Raw genomic sequence first — 15,659 nt, forward strand, 5'->3', positions numbered from 1 at the left:
TGCGGTTGATCGGCATTCTACAGATGCTTGTCGAAATAATTGGTAAAACCTGACCGGAAGGTTCAGCGCTCACGTTCGCGGCCCTGCTGCAACCCGTCGTTTGTGCGTTCTGCCCCGACGGGCGAAATGCGTTATCGCTGGAACAGGCATCGACTCGTCGATACACCCAATGGCGGGTCGGTAATGCTGGCTTAATTCAGGTTCGGTTTTATCGCCCGAGCCTGACATTTGGGCAACTCGGTTATGCCCGGGTCCAATAGTCAGGGCCATTTTCAGCAACTACACTCACGCCCATGAAACGCTTGCTGCGGTTTTTCCTCATCTTCGTTATCAGCCTGTCGCTTCCCCTCAGCGGGATGGCGGGAGTCCAGGCGCCGACAGAACCGTGCCCGATGAAGGCGATGGGCATGGCGATGATGGACGACATGGGGATGGACTGCTGCAACGATATGAAGAGCCCTGCCGAGCACGGCAAGCCTTGTAAGCCCGGTCAGGAGTGCAAGACCGGTGGCATGCTGCAGGTCTCGGTCTTCAAGCCGCCTCTGACGCTGTTCAGCCCGATGGTGCTCTCCCTTTCCACCGATTTCCTGCCGGTCCCGACCCTGGCCGGAGTATGGCGACCGCCCCGCGTTTGATTCCTGCTCCACATTGAAACTCATCCCGCATTGGCGGGATGAATCAGCTGTGCACCTGTCCTTTGACGCGTGCGGTGGATGATCACAGGAATCGTAAACATGAACTCCAAGTGCTATTGCACAGGTTGGTCCCTCGTGGCCGGCCTGGCGGTAGGGGTATTGGCATTGCCGAGCCTCGCTGCCACCTTGACCCTGGATGAAGCACTGCGTCTGGCCGAAAACAATGCGCCGACATTGATCGCTCAAGACGCCAACATTCAGGCTGCCAGCAGTGCAGCCATTCCCGCCGGTGAGCTGCCTGATCCCAGGTTAGTGATGGGGGTACAGAACTATCCCATAGGAGGGCCGGATCGCTGGAGCATTGACCAGGACTTCATGACCATGCAAATGGTTGGGGTCAGGCAGGAAATGCCGAACAGCGACAAGCGCAAGGCGCGCATTGAAGTCGCCGATGCAGCCGTCGACAAAGCCGTTGCACAGCGCAGGGTCGAACGTCTCAACGTTCGGCAGTCCACGGCATTGGCCTGGATCAGCAGTTTCTCGGTCGAGCGCAAGGAGGCGCTGTTCGAGGACTTGTACAAAGACAACCGTTTGCTGGCCGATGCCGTCAGGGCGCAGATTGCCGGTGGTCGTGCACAACCGGCTGATGCGGTGACACCCAGGCAGGAAGCGGCTCAATTGGCAGAGCAACAGGACGACTTGATCCGCCAACGGGCCCTCGCCCGAGCGGCCCTCAAGCGCTGGATCGGCTCTGCTGGCAGCGACACCCCCGTGGGCGGCTTGCCGGAATGGCCAGTCGATGCCTCAGGCTACTCCCACAAACTGCAACACCACCCCGAGTTGGCAGCTTTTGCGCCAATGACCCGCGAAGCGCAGGCCAAGGTCAATGAGGCCGTGTCCGAGAAGCAGTCGGACTGGAGCTGGGAGCTGGACTACCAGCACCGCGGTCGCGAGTTTGGCGATATGGTCAGCGTGCAGTTTTCCTGGGACCTGCCGCTGTTCCCGGGCTCTCGCCAAAACCCCAGGATCGCCGCCAAACAGGCCGAGCTCAGTCAGCTTGAAGCCCAGCGTGAAGCCCTGTCACGTGAGCACACCCAGCAGTTGGAGAGTGAGCTGGCTGACTATGAACGTCTGAATCGTGCCGTCCAGCGAAGCCGGGAAAGCCTGTTACCGCTGGCCAGGGAAAAGGTGGAACTCAGCATGGCCAGTTATCGATCCGGCAAGGGCGATCTGAATGCCGTTGTCACCGCCAGGCGAGAGCTCATTGAGGCCCGCCTCAAACAGATCGACACGGAGGAGCAACGAGCGCTGAGCAGTGCGCGCCTTTATTTTGCTTATGGGGAGGCCGGCCAATGAACCTTGGAAAATGGAACGGGGTAGTGCTGGCCGGCATCGCGTTGGCCTTCGGGGTTGCCGGTGGATACGAAGTGGCTCGCCAGCGAATGAGTGGAGCAGCAGGCAGCGCCCAGGAGCAGAGCCAAGGCTCATCGGGCGAACGCAAGGCACTGTATTGGTACGATCCGATGTACCCGCAGCAAAAGTTCGATAAGCCGGGCAAGTCCCCCTTCATGGACATGCAATTGGTCCCTCGGTACGCCAGTGGTGCAGAGGCCAATACGACTGTCAGCATCAGTCCGGACCAGAGCCAGAATCTGGGCTTGCGTCTTGCGACAGTCACTCGCGGGGTGCTTGATTCCAGCCTGGAAGTTACCGGCGTTCTGGCGTTCAACGAACGGGATGTGGCGGTGATTCAGGCGCGCACCACAGGCTTTGTCGAGCGGGCGTATGGCCATGCTCCCGGTGATGTGCTCAAACCCAACGAAGCGCTGGCCGATCTTCTGGTGCCGGAATGGGCGGCTGCCCAGACTGAATTCCTGGCCCTCAAACAAAACGGGGACGCGGACTTGTTGGCCGCGGCCCGTCAAAGGTTGCGGCTGAGCGCGATGCCGGCAGCGTTGATCGCCCAAGTGGAGCGCACTGGCAAAGTCCAGCCAATCCTGACGCTCGTCAGCCCGATTGGAGGTGTGCTGCAAGAGTTGAACGTACGTGCAGGCATGACCGTGGCGACCGGCGATACCCTCGCACGCGTCAATGGCTTGGGCAGTGTCTGGCTTGCCGTTGCCGTTCCAGAGTCGGACGCCGGAGCGATTGCCATCGGGCAGACGGTCGAGGCACGTCTGCCAGCCTTCCCGGGGACAGTGCTCAAGGGCAAGGTCAGCGCGATTCTGCCGCAGACCAACCCGGACAGCCGAACCCTCAGTGTGCGAGTGGAACTGCCCAACCCGGACGGTCGCCTCAAGCCGGGCTTGACGGCGCAGGTACGCTTGAGCCGTCCAACCGGGCAAGGTGTGTTGTGGGTACCGAGCGAGGCTGTCATTCGCACCGGGCGACGTGCATTGGTGATGCTTGCCGAAGACGCCGGTCATTACCGACCTGTGGTGGTGCAACCAGGGCAGGAGAACGATGGCAAGACGGCGATATTGAACGGTCTGGAAGAAAGTCAGAAGGTGGTGGCTTCGGGGCAGTTCCTGCTTGATTCGGAGGCCAGCCTCAAGGGCATTGTCGCCAGTGCAGGGCAGGAGCCATCCCCCAGCACGGCAGTTGCCGGACTGCATGAGGCGGATGGGCAGGTGATCGAGATCAACGACAGGGAAGTCACGCTCGCCCATGGTCCTTTCAAGACGTTGGGCATGCCTGGCATGACCATGACGTTCCCGCTGGCTGATCCCGCGTTGATGCAGGGGCTCAAAGCGGGCGACCAGGTGCGGATCGGGGTGAGTCAGACCGATGAGGGGTTGCGTGTCGAACGCTTGGAAAAATCGGGGAGCCAACCATGATTGCCGCCCTGATTCGCTGGTCTGTAACCAATCGCTTTCTTGTGCTGCTGGCGACGCTGTTCGTCACCGCGTGGGGCACCTGGTCGGTAGTGAGCACGCCGATTGACGCATTGCCGGATCTTTCGGATGTCCAGGTCATCATTCGTACCCCGTATCCGGGGCAGGCGCCGCAAATCGTCGAGAACCAGGTGACCTACCCGTTGGCCACCACCATGCTCTCGGTGCCTGGGGCCAGGACCGTGCGCGGTTATTCCTTCTTCGGTGACAGCTTTGTGTATGTGCTGTTCGAGGACGGTACTGATCCCTATTGGGCCCGCTCACGAGTGCTGGAGTACCTGAGCCAGATACAAAGCCGCTTGCCGGCCAGTGCCAGGCCGGCATTGGGACCGGATGCCACCGGGGTGGGGTGGATTTTCCAGTACGCACTGGTGGACCGCAGTGGCGGACATGACCTGGCTCAATTGCGCGCCCTTCAGGACTGGTTCCTCAAGTTCGAGCTCAAGACCCTGCCTAATGTTGCCGAAGTGGCCACGGTGGGGGGCATGGTCAAGCAGTATCAGGTACAGCTCGATCCCTTGAAGCTGGCAAGCCTGGGCATTACCCAGGCGCAGGTGACGGACGCGATCGGCAAGGCCAACCAGGAAACCGGTGGTTCCGTGCTGGAGATGGCAGAGTCCGAGTTCATTGTGCGAGCTTCCGGTTATTTGAAGTCGCTCAACGATTTTCGGGCGATTCCGCTCAAGCTTGGGGTCGGTGGCGTACCGGTGAGTCTTGGCGATGTCGCCACGATCCAGTTAGGGCCGGAGATGCGGCGCGGTATCACTGAGCTGGACGGCGAGGGCGAGACTGTCGGTGGGGTCGTGATTCTGCGTAGCGGCAAGAACGCTCGCCAGACCATTGCTGCGATCAAGACGAAACTCGACGAGTTGAAGAGCAGTTTGCCGGCCGGAGTCGAAATCGTTACCACCTACGACCGCAGCAAGCTGATCGACCGTGCGGTTGAAAACCTCAGTCACAAGCTGATCGAAGAGTTCATCGTCGTCGCGTTGGTTTGCGGGATCTTTCTCTGGCACCTGCGCTCTTCCCTCGTTGCGATCATTTCGCTGCCGGTGGGCGTGCTGATTGCCTTTATCGTCATGCGTTATCAAGGCATCAACGCCAACATCATGTCCCTGGGCGGGATTGCCATCGCCATCGGCGCCATGGTCGATGCAGCCGTGGTCATGATCGAAAACGCGCACAAGAAAATCGAGGCATGGCACGCGGCCAATGCGGGTGAGCCATTGAAGGGGGAACGTCATTGGCACTTGATCACCGAAGCGGCGGTCGAGGTGGGCCCGGCATTGTTCTTCTGCTTGTTGATCATCACCCTGTCATTCATTCCGGTGTTCACCCTGGAGGCGCAGGAGGGGCGGTTGTTTGGCCCGCTGGCGTTCACCAAAACCTACGCCATGGCCGCAGCGGCCGGGCTTTCCGTAACGCTGATACCTGTGCTGATGGGCTACTGGATTCGGGGCCCGATTCCCAGCGAGCGACAAAACCCGTTGAACCGGTGGTTGATCAGAATCTATCAGCCAGCCCTCGATGTGGTTTTGCGGCGTCCCAAAGTCATCTTGCTGGTGGCACTACTGGTTTTTGTCAGCGGGCTATGGCCGATGTCGCGCCTGGGAGGTGAGTTTCTGCCGCCGCTGGACGAAGGGGATCTGCTCTACATGCCTTCCGCCCTGCCGGGGTTGTCGGCACAGAAAGCAGCGCAGTTGCTGCAACAAACCGATCGGTTGATCAAAACCGTACCTGAGGTCGAACATGTCTTCGGCAAGGCCGGTCGTGCTGAAAGCGCCACCGATCCGGCGCCTCTGGAAATGTTTGAAACCACTATCCAGTTCAAGCCGCGTGAGCAATGGCGTGCGGGTATGACTCAGCAGAAACTGGTGGAAGAACTGGATCGGGTGGTGCGTGTTCCCGGGCTGACCAATATCTGGATACCGCCGATTCGCAATCGCATCGACATGCTGGCTACGGGGATCAAGAGTCCGATCGGGGTGAAAGTGGCCGGCGCCAACCTGACGCAGATCGATGCCGTGACACTGGCGGTCGAGCGCGTCGCCAAGGGCATACCCGGTGTCAGTTCGGCACTGGCCGAGCGACTGACCGGTGGCCGTTACATTGATGTGGATATCGACCGTAACGCCGCCGCCCGCTACGGACTGAACATCGCCGATGTGCAGTCCATTGTGGCCGGAGCGATTGGGGGTGAGAACATCGGCGAAACGGTTGATGGCCTGGCACGTTTTCCGATCAATGTGCGATATCCGAGGGAGTGGCGTGATTCGCTCGCTGCCCTGGAGCAATTGCCGGTCTACACCCCGTCAGGTGGCCAGATCACCCTGGGCATGGTGGCGAAGGTCAAAGTCAATGATGGCCCGCCAATGCTCAAAAGCGAGAACGCGCGACCTTCGGGCTGGGTGTACATCGATGTGCGCGGCCGTGACATCTCATCGGTGGTAGCGGACCTGCGCCGAGCCATCAATGAGCAGGTCAAGTTGCAGCCCGGCATGAGCCTGAGCTACTCAGGGCAATTCGAGTTCCTCGAAAGGGCCAATGCCCGACTCAAACTGGTGGTGCCGGGCACCTTGCTGATCATCTTCGTGCTGCTTTACCTGACGTTCGCGCGTTTTGATGAGGCGTTGCTGATCATGGCCACGCTGCCGTTCGCGCTGACTGGCGGGGTATGGTTCCTCTATTTGTTGGGGTTCAACCTGTCGGTTGCCACCGGGGTGGGTTTCATTGCACTGGCCGGTGTTTCCGCTGAGTTCGGTGTGATCATGTTGCTCTACCTCAAGAACGCCTGGGCTGAGCGTGAGGACCTTGGCGACAGTACCGAGCGTGGGCTGGTTGCGGCGATTCGTGAAGGCGCCGTGCAACGAGTCAGACCCAAGGCCATGACCGTGGCCGTGATCATTGCCGGTTTGTTGCCCATCCTGTTGGGTAGCGGAACCGGCAGCGAAGTCATGAGCCGCATTGCCGCGCCCATGGTCGGTGGCATGGTGACGGCCCCTTTGCTTTCTTTGTTTGTTATTCCGGCTGCCTATCGACTGATGCGCCGCCGGCATCTTTCTGTTGACGCTGTTGAATCCTCTCTCCCGCAAGGAAAACTCTAATGAAGCTGATGCAAATTGCAGTCGCAAGCACCCTGGCCACCTTGTCCTTTATCGCCCTGGCAGAAGAGATGCCCGGCATGAAAATGGACGATATGGAGGGCATGCAGGCCGAGCAGCCAGCAACACAGGCGCCAATCGCCAAAGCGCAAGGCACGATCAAGGCTATTAACCTTGAGAAACACACAGTCACCATTGCGCATGGCGCCGTTCCGGCCTTGCAGTGGCCTGCCATGACGATGGCCTTTTTTGCCACGGCGCAACAATTGGAGGGGCTGAGCGCAGGCGATCGGGTGACGTTCGAGTTCCGCAATGAGGGCGCGAAAGCCACGGTGGTGTCCATGGCCAAGGAGAAATAGCGATGCCGAGGCCATGCTCCGGTGTCGTTTGCGATGTGATCGCTAGAGGATCGCCTGGCTCGTCATGAACGACTGCGGGAGCGAGCAGGTTCGCTCCCGCAGTTTCAGCGTGTCAGTTGCCGGCGATCAGCTGTCGGGCCGCCTGGCTGTGATCAGCGATCAACCCCTTGAGATCCAGCCCTTCGACCTGTCCGTCGATCACTCGCCACTTGCCGCCGACCATGACCCGATCCGCCCGGTCTGCGCCGCACAACAGCAGGGCCGACACCGGGTCGTGGCTGCCGGAAAAACGCAGCTCATCGAGTTTGAACAGCGCCAGGTCGGCCTGCTTGCCCACGGCCAGTTCACCAATGTCGTTGCGGCCAAGCAGCTGCGCCGAACCTTTGGTGGCCCAACCCAGTACGCGTTCTGGCGTGATCTTCTCGGCGCCATAACGCAGGCGCTGGATGTACAGCGCCTGGCGTGCCTCGAGGATCATGTTCGATGCGTCGTTGGAGGCTGAGCCGTCTACGCCAAGGCCCAGCGGTGCGCCGGCGTCGGTCAGTTCGATGCTCGGGCAGATGCCGGACGCCAGGCGCATGTTTGAACTCGGGCAATGGCAGATGCCTGTCCCGGCGGCGCCGAGGCGGGCGATTTCATCCGGGTTGAAGTGGATGCCGTGGGCCAGCCAGGTGCGCGGACCCAGCCAGCCGACGCTGTCCAGATAATCCACGGTGCGCAGGCCGAAGCGTTGCAGGCAGAAGTCTTCTTCGTCCAGGGTTTCGGCCAGGTGCGTGTGCAGGCGCACGTCGAGTTTGTTCGCCAGTTCGGCGCTGGCCGACATGATTTGCTCGGTCACCGAGAACGGCGAGCAGGGCGCGAGGGCAATCTGGATTTGCGCGCCGTCACCGCGTTCGTGGTACTCGGCGATCAGGCGCTGGCTATCGTCCAGAATCACCTGGCCTTCCTGCACGGTCTGCTGCGGCGGCAGCCCGCCGTCCTTTTCGCCGAGGCTCATGGAACCACGGGTGAGCATGGCGCGCATGCCCAGTTCACGCACGCTTTCGACCTGCACATCGATGGCGTTTTCCAGACCGTCCGGGAACAGGTAGTGGTGATCGGCAGCGGTGGTGCACCCGGACAGCAGCAGTTCGGCCAGCGCGACTTTTGTGGCGAGGGCCAGTTTTTGCGGGGTCAGTCGCGCCCAGACCGGGTAGAGGGTTTTCAGCCAGGGAAACAACGGCTGGTTGACCACAGGCGCCCAGGCACGGGTCAGGGTTTGATAGAAGTGGTGATGGGTGTTGATCAGGCCCGGCAGGATCACGTGCTCGCGGGCATCGAACACTTCATGGCAGGGGGCGCTGGGTTGTTGACCGGCGCCAAGCACTTCGACGATCAAACCGTCTTGCAGCACCAGACCGCCACGGGCATCGAGACCGTTGGCCGTGAAGATGGCGAGGGGATTTTTTAACCAGGTACGGATGGCAGGCATGTTCGCCGGCTCCTCTGAAAATGGGGTTCAGGGTTGCCAGCTCAGTGTTGCCCTGTCTGCTGATCCAGGGTCGCCGGGGAGGCGAGGTGCGAAGTGTCGATCAAATCGGTGTTACGGGCAAGCCCGGTCCGACCGGAGCAAGCTTCACTGCTGCAACACCAATTTTGTGGGTGTTCCAGAACCCGTAGGAGCCAGGCTTGCCGGCGAAGGCGTTTTCAATGGCGCCGTACGACGCGAGGCCACCTTCGCGGGCAAGCCTCGCTCCTACAGGGGAGGTTGGTGGTGTTTACCAGGGAATGGTTTCGCCCCGATAGTTCACGAAATGATGCCCGCCCTTGCCGACATACGCATTCACCTGATCCACCAGTCCACGGGTGCTGGTGTCTACGTCAATATCGGCGCCTTCACCTCCCATGTCGGTTTTCACCCAGCCCGGATGCAGGGACAGGACGGTGAGTGTCTGCTCGCCCAGTTGCGTGACGAAACTGTTGGTCATGGAGTTCAGTGCTGCCTTGCTGGCCTTATACAAAGCCAGCTCCGGCGCGTCCGGCATGGTTACGCTGCCCAGCACCGAACTCATGAAGGCCAGTACGCCGGTTTGCGGACGAATCTGCCCGACAAATCGCTGGGCCAGGTTGATCGGCGCCACGGCGTTGGTGAAAAACAGCTGACCGACGTCGGCCAGTGTCGCGCCTCCGTTTGGTGTCTGCACTTCAGGGCCTTTGACTCCGGCGTTGACGAACAGCAGATCGAACACCTCACCCTTGAGTTGCTGACTGAGGTCGATCACTGCTTGCTGATCGTCCATGTCGAGTTTTTCGACCCGCACCTTGCCCAGGGCTTTCAGAGCATCGGCATTTTGCGGATTGCGCACGGTGGCTGTGACTTGCCAGCCATCGTCAAGCAGGGTTTTGACCAGACCGAGGCCCAGCCCCCGGGAGGCACCGATGATGAGTGCGGTTTTTGCCTTGGACATGAGTGGCTTCCTTGATGGTTTGGAATCACGAGTTGCATGGGTGATACAGGTTGAATCCATGCTGCATCGTTCGAGGCAACGCGTCGAGTTTGGTGTGATGGTCATTGTGGACAACGCTTTGGCAAATGACATCCGTACCAGTGCCTGGTTGGTCGAAAAATGATCAGTTTGGCGTAAGCCATGCCTGGCATGGTGCCGCGGCGGGAATGAACGGGTTATCCACAGATTGCTCCACAGTATTTGTGCGCAAGCGCAAAGGTCGGGCATAAGCGCGCAGTGGCTATCTTCTAAAGGTGATAAACCGACCTAACTCTATGTTTTTACATGAATTTATATTTTTTGATGGCAAATTGAACGAAAAGTGAACAAAGGCCGCAAAGCCGCATGACAGAAGGGTTACAGCGGTGTGTGCTCAGGTTATCCACAGCCGGGTGCACAGCTGATGTGAGCAAGTGTCGGAGGATGCACGCGTGTGAATAACCGACAGCATGCCGTTTCAACGCTGCAACAGAATGCGTCCTCGACTCAGATCGGCCAGCTGATTCTGCAGCGTCTCGATCTGCGTGGCGTTGACCGCCAATTGCAACTGCACTCCGTTGGCGGTGAAAGTTTCCTCAACCACCAGTCCGCCGTGCTCGGCGACCCGCAGTTTCACCAGGGTCAGCTCAGCGAAGGCGCAGGCACAATGCAGGGGCACCCGACTGATCAGTTCGATCTTCGGCGCGGCCTGCAGGCATTTATTGGCACCACCACCATAGGCCCGGGCGAGCCCACCCGTGCCCAGTTGAATTCCGCCATACCAGCGAATCACCAGCACGGCGACCTGATCGCAATCCTGCGCATCGATCGCGGCCAGAATCGGCCGCCCGGCGGTGCCGCCAGGCTCACCGTCATCGGTGCTGCGGTATTGATCGCCAAGCTTCCACGCCCAGCAGTTGTGTGTGGCGTTCAGGTCACTGTGTTGGGCGATGAACGCTTGTGCTTCGGCGGGCGTACTGATTGGCGCGGCGAAGGTGATGAAGCGGCTTTTGCGAATCTCTTCGCGGTATTCGCAAAAGTCGCTGAGGGTAAAAGGCATAGGCGTCTTAAATGGTCGGTGTCAGGCCGCAGCCTTTGAGGATGATGCGGATCAGATGGGTGCCGGCGTCTTCCATATCCTGTTTGGTCAGCTTGGTGCGCCCGGTGACACGGCAGATCTGGGTGGCGAAGTCGGCGTAATGCTGGGTGCTGCCCCACAGCAGGAAAATCAGGTTGACCGGATCGACCGGGTCCATCTTGCCGGCGTCGATCCAGGTTTGAAAGACCGAGGCCCGGCCCTGGAACCAGGTGCGGTAGTCCTGGTTGAAGTATTCGGTCAGGCACTCGCCACCGCTGATGACTTCCATGGCGAAGATCCGCGAGGCCTGTGGCTGACGCCGGGAGAACTCCATTTTGGCGCGAATGTAGCGGGTCAAGGCTTCGGCCGGGTCATCCTCGATCGTCAGCGTGTTGAAGGTGCTGTCCCAGAGTTGGAGGATGTTGCTCAACACCGCCACGTACAAACCGAGTTTGTTGGTGAAGTAGTAATGCAGGTTCGCCTTCGGCAACCCGGCATTCTGGGCGATGGTGTTCATGCTGGTGCCTTTGTAGCCGTGACGGGCGAATTCGTCTTCGGCGGCTTTGATGATGGTCTCTTCGTTCTTCTGACGAATGCGGCTGGCAGGTTTGCCGCCGTGAGCTGGGACTTCAAAGGTCATAGGCACTTCCGATCAATGGGGTGGGCGCGGCCACTGCGTTGATAACGCACCCGCAGGCTCCGGGACAAGTCCCGATACGATAAAACCTGAAAACCCTCCCGCCGATTTTCAGCGCGTCGCGGCCAGGCTCTCCAGGAAGCTTTCGAGTACCAGGTGAGGGCGACGGCCCTTGCGAGTGACCGAGGCGAGGCTCAGGTCATAGAAGCGTGAGTCGGGTTTCAGTGCACGCAAACGGCCTTGCTGTACCCAGAGGCTGGCGTAGTGGTCCGGCAGGTATCCGATGTAGCGTCCGGTCAGGATCAGGAACGCCATACCTTCGCGGTCCGACGCGCTGGCGGTGCAATTGAGCGCCTGGTAATGGGCCTGGATCTCCGCCGGCAAACGGAATGTCGGGGCAATGGCGTCCTGACTGTTGAGGCGATCGTCGTCCAGTTGCTTGTCATCGACGTAAAACAGCGGGTGGCCAACGGCGCAATACAGCAATGAACGCTCACTGTAGAGCGGCTGATATTCCAGACCCGACAGTGCGCTTGCCTGGGGCACCACGCCAACGTGCAAACGGCCATCGAGCACGCCTTGCTCCACCTCATTGGGGGCGATCATGCGGATCTGAATCTGCACGTCAGGCCCGCGTTCCTTCAATTGCGCCAGCGCATGGGTGATGCGCATGTGGGGCAAGGTGACCAGGTTATCGGTCAGGCCGATGGTCAGCTCGCCGCGCAAATGCCGGTGAAGTCCATTGACCTCGGTACGGAAGCTTTCCAGGGCACTCAACAGCTGCAAAGCCGATTGATAAACCTCGCGGCCCTCTTCGGTCAGGGAAAAACCGGCGCGGCCACGTTGGCACAGGCGCAAACCCAGGCGTTGTTCCAGGTCGCTCATCTGCTGGCTGATGGCCGAGCGTCCGATGCCGAGCACGCTTTCGGCTGCGGAGAAACCGCCGCATTCGACCACGCTGCGAAAGATCCGCAACAGGCGTATGTCGAAGTCGCTGACTTGCGCCAACGGGTCGGGGCGGCGGGTGCTCATGTGTTTTTCTCGATAGTTTAGTCGTGGGCTGACTAAAGGTTATAAAAGTTGAATTTCACGGACTTTATCGCCGTGGCAATTTAGCTGCAACAACGGTTTTCAATCCCTACGCCGCTTATTGCCTTGCGAGGTTTCGCCCATGAACTTGCCTGAAAACGCTCCGACTGCCCTGGCCAGCCAGCTCAAGCTCGACGCTCACTGGATGCCGTACACCGCCAACCGCAATTTCCAGCGCGATCCGCGCCTGATCGTGGGGGCCGAAGGCAGCTGGCTGATCGACGACAAGGGCCGCAAAGTCTATGACTCGCTGTCTGGCCTGTGGACCTGTGGCGCCGGGCACACTCGCAAGGAAATCCAGGACGCGGTGACCAAGCAACTGGGCACCCTCGATTACTCGCCAGGCTTCCAGTACGGCCACCCGCTGTCGTTCCAGCTGGCGGAGAAAATCACCGACCTGACGCCGGGCAACCTGAACCACGTGTTCTTCACCGACTCGGGTTCCGAGTGCGCCGATACTGCCGTGAAGATGGTGCGTGCTTACTGGCGCCTGAAAGGTCAGCCGACCAAGACCAAAATGATCGGTCGCGCCCGTGGCTACCACGGCGTGAACATCGCCGGTACCAGCCTCGGCGGTGTCAACGGCAACCGCAAACTGTTCGGTCAGGCGATGATGGACGTCGACCACCTGCCGCACACCCTGCTGGCAAGCAATGCGTTTTCCCGTGGCATGCCGGAGCAGGGCGGTATCGCCTTGGCTGATGAGCTGCTGAAGCTGATCGAGTTGCACGATGCCTCGAACATCGCCGCCGTATTCGTCGAGCCACTGGCCGGTTCCGCTGGCGTGCTGGTTCCGCCACAGGGTTATCTGAAGCGTCTGCGTGAAATCTGCGACCAGCACAGCATCCTGCTGGTGTTCGATGAAGTGATCACCGGTTTCGGCCGTACCGGCACCATGTTCGGCGCCACCACCTTCGACGTGACCCCGGATCTGATGTGCATCGCCAAGCAAGTCACCAACGGCGCGATCCCGATGGGCGCGGTGATTGCCAGCTCCGAGATCTACCAGACCTTCATGAATCAGCCGACGCCTGAGTACGCAGTGGAGTTCCCGCACGGCTACACCTATTCCGCGCACCCTGTGGCTTGTGCCGCTGGCCTTGCCGCTCTCGATCTGCTGCAAAAGGAAAGCCTGGTGCAAAGCGTGGCCGAAGTCGCACCGCATTTTGAAAATGCACTGCATGGCTTGAAAGGCACGAAAAACATCATCGACATCCGCAACTTCGGCCTGGCCGGCGCAATCCAGATCGCGCCGCGTGATGGTGACGCCATCGTGCGTCCGTTCGAAGCGGGCATGGCGTTGTGGAAAGCCGGGTTCTACGTGCGCTTCGGCGGCGACACCCTGCAGTTCGGCCCAACCTTCAACAGCAAGCCGCAGGACCTGGATCGTCTGTTCGACGCGGTCGGCGAAGTGCTGAGCAAGATCGACTGATTTCTCCTTCTATATAAATACCGATGGCGCCCCGCTGCGGGCGCCTGTGGACAACTTTTCAGGAGCTTCCATGAGCGTTATCCCGCATTTGATCAATGGTGAACTGGTGACCGAGAACGGTCGCGCGGTTGATGTGTTCAACCCGTCCACCGGCCAGGCGATCCACAAGCTGCCACTGGCCACCCGCGAAACCATCCAGCAGGCAATCGATGCCGCCAAGGCTGCGTTTCCGGCCTGGCGCAATACGCCAGCGGCCAAACGTGCCCAGGTCATGTTCCGCTTCAAGCAACTGCTGGAGCAGAACGAAGCACGCATCTCGCAATTGATCAGTGAAGAACACGGCAAGACCCTGGAAGACGCCGCCGGCGAATTGAAGCGCGGTATCGAGAACGTCGAATTTGCCTGCGCTGCTCCGGAAATCCTCAAGGGCGAGTACAGCCGTAACGTCGGTCCGAACATCGACGCCTGGTCAGACTTCCAGCCACTGGGTGTAGTGGCCGGTATCACGCCATTCAACTTCCCGGCCATGGTGCCGCTGTGGATGTACCCGCTGGCGATCGTCTGCGGCAACTGCTTCATTCTCAAACCGTCCGAGCGTGACCCGAGTTCGACGCTGCTGATCGCACAATTGCTGCTCGAAGCCGGTCTGCCAAAGGGCGTATTGAGCGTTGTTCACGGTGACAAGACTGCAGTGGATGCGCTGATCGAGGCGCCTGAAGTCAAAGCGCTGAGCTTCGTGGGTTCGACCCCGATTGCCGAATACATCTACGCCGAAGGCACCAAGCGCGGCAAACGCGTCCAGGCGCTGGGCGGGGCCAAGAACCATGCCGTGCTGATGCCGGATGCGGATCTGGATAACGCCGTCAGCGCATTGATGGGCGCCGCTTACGGTTCCTGCGGTGAGCGTTGCATGGCCATTTCGGTTGCCGTGTGTGTGGGCGATCAGGTTGCCGATGCTCTGGTGGCCAAGCTGACTCCGCAAATCAAGGCGCTGAAGATTGGTGCCGGTACCAGCTGCGGCCTGGACATGGGGCCTCTGGTCACCGGTCAGGCTCGTGACAAGGTCAGTGGCTATGTGGACGACGGTGTTGCTGCGGGCGCGACGCTGGTGGTGGATGGTCGCGGCCTGAGCGTTGCCGGCCATGAAAATGGCTTCTTCCTCGGTGGCTGCCTGTTCGACAACGTCACACCGGAAATGCGTATCTATAAAGAAGAGATCTTCGGTCCAGTACTGTGCGTTGTCCGGGTCAACAGCCTGGAAGAGGCAATGCAACTGATCAATGATCACGAATACGGCAACGGCACCTGCATCTTTACCCGTGATGGGGAAGCAGCGCGGTTGTTCTGCGATGAGATCGAAGTCGGCATGGTCGGTGTCAACGTACCGCTGCCGGTGCCAGTGGCCTATCACAGCTTTGGTGGCTGGAAGCGTTCGCTGTTTGGCGACTTGCATGCCTATGGTCCGGACGGTGTGCGTTTCTACACTCGCCGCAAGGCCATCACCCAGCGCTGGCCGCAGCGTGCCAGCCATGAAGCCTCGCAATTTGCCTTCCCTAGCTTGTAATTAGAAGGGAAACGTAAAGGCCGGCCCTAAGGGCCGGCCTTTGCGTTTTCGGGGCTTTTTGACTTTGATGACAGAAATATGAAATTAAGTGTTGACGGCAGATTTCAGATCTCTATAATTCGCCCCACTTCCGGCGCAGTCGAAACGGAAAACTCCTTGCAAAACAATGAGTTAGACGAGTTTTCGGCAGCAAGCGGCTTCAGGTCATCGAAGCTGAAAGGAAGTTGAAAAAGAGGTGTTGACAGCAGCGAGTAACGCTGTAGAATTCGCCTCCCGCTGACGAGAGATCGACAGCGCAAGTGGTTGAAGCTGTTAAGGATTTCCAAGCGAAACTTTGAAAACTTCTGAAAATAACCGCTTGACAGCAAATGAGGCTGCTGTAGAATGCGCGCCTCGGTTGAGATG

General features: G+C 59.7%; 12 protein-coding genes and 1 pseudogene. 7 read left to right on the forward strand and 6 right to left on the reverse strand.

Annotated features, from left to right (window positions below; genetic code table 11):
• Window positions 1-293 precede the first annotated feature (293 nt).
• The 5 genes from ACQKP2_RS14905 (at window position 294) to ACQKP2_RS14925 (ending at window position 6,989) form a co-directional block, all read left to right on the forward strand.
• On the forward strand, window positions 294-635 hold the full coding sequence (locus ACQKP2_RS14905) for a hypothetical protein (protein ID WP_427577445.1): 342 nt from the start codon (window positions 294-296) through the stop codon (window positions 633-635).
• A gap of 99 nt (window positions 636-734) precedes the next feature.
• The gene (locus ACQKP2_RS14910) at window positions 735-1,991 is read left to right on the forward strand and encodes a TolC family protein (protein WP_427577446.1); all 1,257 of its coding nucleotides are present in this window, start codon (window positions 735-737) and stop codon (window positions 1,989-1,991) included.
• The gene (locus ACQKP2_RS14915; RefSeq protein ID WP_427577448.1) at window positions 1,988-3,472 is read left to right on the forward strand and encodes an efflux RND transporter periplasmic adaptor subunit; all 1,485 of its coding nucleotides are present in this window, start codon (window positions 1,988-1,990) and stop codon (window positions 3,470-3,472) included. The genes ACQKP2_RS14910 and ACQKP2_RS14915 overlap by 4 nt, the downstream gene beginning before the upstream one ends.
• Window positions 3,469-6,633 carry an efflux RND transporter permease subunit gene (locus ACQKP2_RS14920; protein WP_427577450.1) on the forward strand — a complete coding sequence of 1,055 codons (3,165 nt, stop codon included), beginning with the start codon at window positions 3,469-3,471 and terminating at the stop codon, window positions 6,631-6,633. Before ACQKP2_RS14915 ends, ACQKP2_RS14920 begins: the two co-directional genes overlap by 4 nt.
• Window positions 6,633-6,989: a copper-binding protein gene (locus tag ACQKP2_RS14925; protein ID WP_427577452.1), complete on the forward strand. Its 357-nt coding sequence runs from the start codon at window positions 6,633-6,635 to the stop codon at window positions 6,987-6,989. Before ACQKP2_RS14920 ends, ACQKP2_RS14925 begins: the two co-directional genes overlap by 1 nt.
• 112 nt (window positions 6,990-7,101) lie before the next feature.
• Here ACQKP2_RS14925 and ACQKP2_RS14930 read toward each other — a convergent pair whose 3' ends face one another.
• From ACQKP2_RS14930 to ACQKP2_RS14950, 5 genes are all read right to left on the reverse strand, one after another.
• Window positions 7,102-8,460, reverse strand: a complete 1,359-nt coding sequence (locus tag ACQKP2_RS14930; protein WP_427577454.1) for an 8-oxoguanine deaminase — start codon at window positions 8,458-8,460, stop codon at window positions 7,102-7,104.
• A 286-nt stretch (window positions 8,461-8,746) separates the two neighbouring features.
• Window positions 8,747-9,436, reverse strand: coding sequence for an SDR family oxidoreductase (locus tag ACQKP2_RS14935; RefSeq protein ID WP_427577455.1), 690 nt, complete (start codon window positions 9,434-9,436; stop codon window positions 8,747-8,749).
• Between the two features lie 496 nt (window positions 9,437-9,932).
• Complete coding sequence (locus ACQKP2_RS14940; RefSeq protein WP_427577456.1) at window positions 9,933-10,514, reverse strand: IMPACT family protein; 582 nt, start codon at window positions 10,512-10,514, stop codon at window positions 9,933-9,935.
• Between the two features lie 7 nt (window positions 10,515-10,521).
• Window positions 10,522-11,172 carry a TetR/AcrR family transcriptional regulator gene (locus ACQKP2_RS14945; protein WP_427577457.1) on the reverse strand — a complete coding sequence of 217 codons (651 nt, stop codon included), beginning with the start codon at window positions 11,170-11,172 and terminating at the stop codon, window positions 10,522-10,524.
• 108 nt (window positions 11,173-11,280) lie between these two features.
• Entirely contained in the window at window positions 11,281-12,201 is a 921-nt protein-coding gene (locus ACQKP2_RS14950; protein ID WP_427577459.1) for a LysR family transcriptional regulator, read from the reverse strand.
• Window positions 12,202-12,340: 139 nt separating this feature from the next.
• Between ACQKP2_RS14950 and ACQKP2_RS14955 the strand changes: the two genes are divergently transcribed.
• Both ACQKP2_RS14955 and ACQKP2_RS14960 read left to right on the forward strand, forming a co-directional pair.
• Window positions 12,341-13,690, forward strand: a complete 1,350-nt coding sequence (locus tag ACQKP2_RS14955) for an aspartate aminotransferase family protein (protein WP_427577461.1) — start codon at window positions 12,341-12,343, stop codon at window positions 13,688-13,690.
• Between the two features lie 70 nt (window positions 13,691-13,760).
• Window positions 13,761-15,254 (forward strand): CoA-acylating methylmalonate-semialdehyde dehydrogenase, encoded by a 1,494-nt coding sequence (locus tag ACQKP2_RS14960; protein ID WP_427577462.1) that lies wholly within the window; start codon window positions 13,761-13,763, stop codon window positions 15,252-15,254.
• 104 nt (window positions 15,255-15,358) lie between these two features.
• On the opposite strand, the pseudogene ACQKP2_RS14965 reads toward ACQKP2_RS14960, so the two are convergent.
• Window positions 15,359-15,659, reverse strand: a pseudogene (locus ACQKP2_RS14965) (hypothetical protein); the annotation flags it as partial.

The organism is Pseudomonas sp. NPDC089569, assembly GCF_050280625.1.
Taxonomy (GTDB): Bacteria; Pseudomonadota; Gammaproteobacteria; order Pseudomonadales; family Pseudomonadaceae; genus Aquipseudomonas.

Bases quoted from the DNA above. Each gene is read 5' to 3' on its own strand.
- ACQKP2_RS14905 (WP_427577445.1), top strand. From the start codon at position 294: ATGAAACGCTTGCTGCGGTTTTTCCTCATCTTCGTTATCAGCCTGTCG.
- ACQKP2_RS14910 (WP_427577446.1), top strand. From the start codon at position 735: ATGAACTCCAAGTGCTATTGCACAGGTTGGTCCCTCGTGGCCGGCCTG.
- ACQKP2_RS14955 (WP_427577461.1), top strand. From the start codon at position 12,341: ATGAACTTGCCTGAAAACGCTCCGACTGCCCTGGCCAGCCAGCTCAAG.
- ACQKP2_RS14930 (WP_427577454.1), bottom strand. From the start codon at position 8,460: ATGCCTGCCATCCGTACCTGGTTAAAAAATCCCCTCGCCATCTTCACG.
- ACQKP2_RS14945 (WP_427577457.1), bottom strand. From the start codon at position 11,172: ATGACCTTTGAAGTCCCAGCTCACGGCGGCAAACCTGCCAGCCGCATT.
- ACQKP2_RS14920 (WP_427577450.1), top strand. From the start codon at position 3,469: ATGATTGCCGCCCTGATTCGCTGGTCTGTAACCAATCGCTTTCTTGTG.
- ACQKP2_RS14935 (WP_427577455.1), bottom strand. From the start codon at position 9,436: ATGTCCAAGGCAAAAACCGCACTCATCATCGGTGCCTCCCGGGGGCTG.
- ACQKP2_RS14960 (WP_427577462.1), top strand. From the start codon at position 13,761: ATGAGCGTTATCCCGCATTTGATCAATGGTGAACTGGTGACCGAGAAC.
- ACQKP2_RS14950 (WP_427577459.1), bottom strand. From the start codon at position 12,201: ATGAGCACCCGCCGCCCCGACCCGTTGGCGCAAGTCAGCGACTTCGAC.
- ACQKP2_RS14925 (WP_427577452.1), top strand. From the start codon at position 6,633: ATGAAGCTGATGCAAATTGCAGTCGCAAGCACCCTGGCCACCTTGTCC.
- ACQKP2_RS14940 (WP_427577456.1), bottom strand. From the start codon at position 10,514: ATGCCTTTTACCCTCAGCGACTTTTGCGAATACCGCGAAGAGATTCGC.
- ACQKP2_RS14915 (WP_427577448.1), top strand. From the start codon at position 1,988: ATGAACCTTGGAAAATGGAACGGGGTAGTGCTGGCCGGCATCGCGTTG.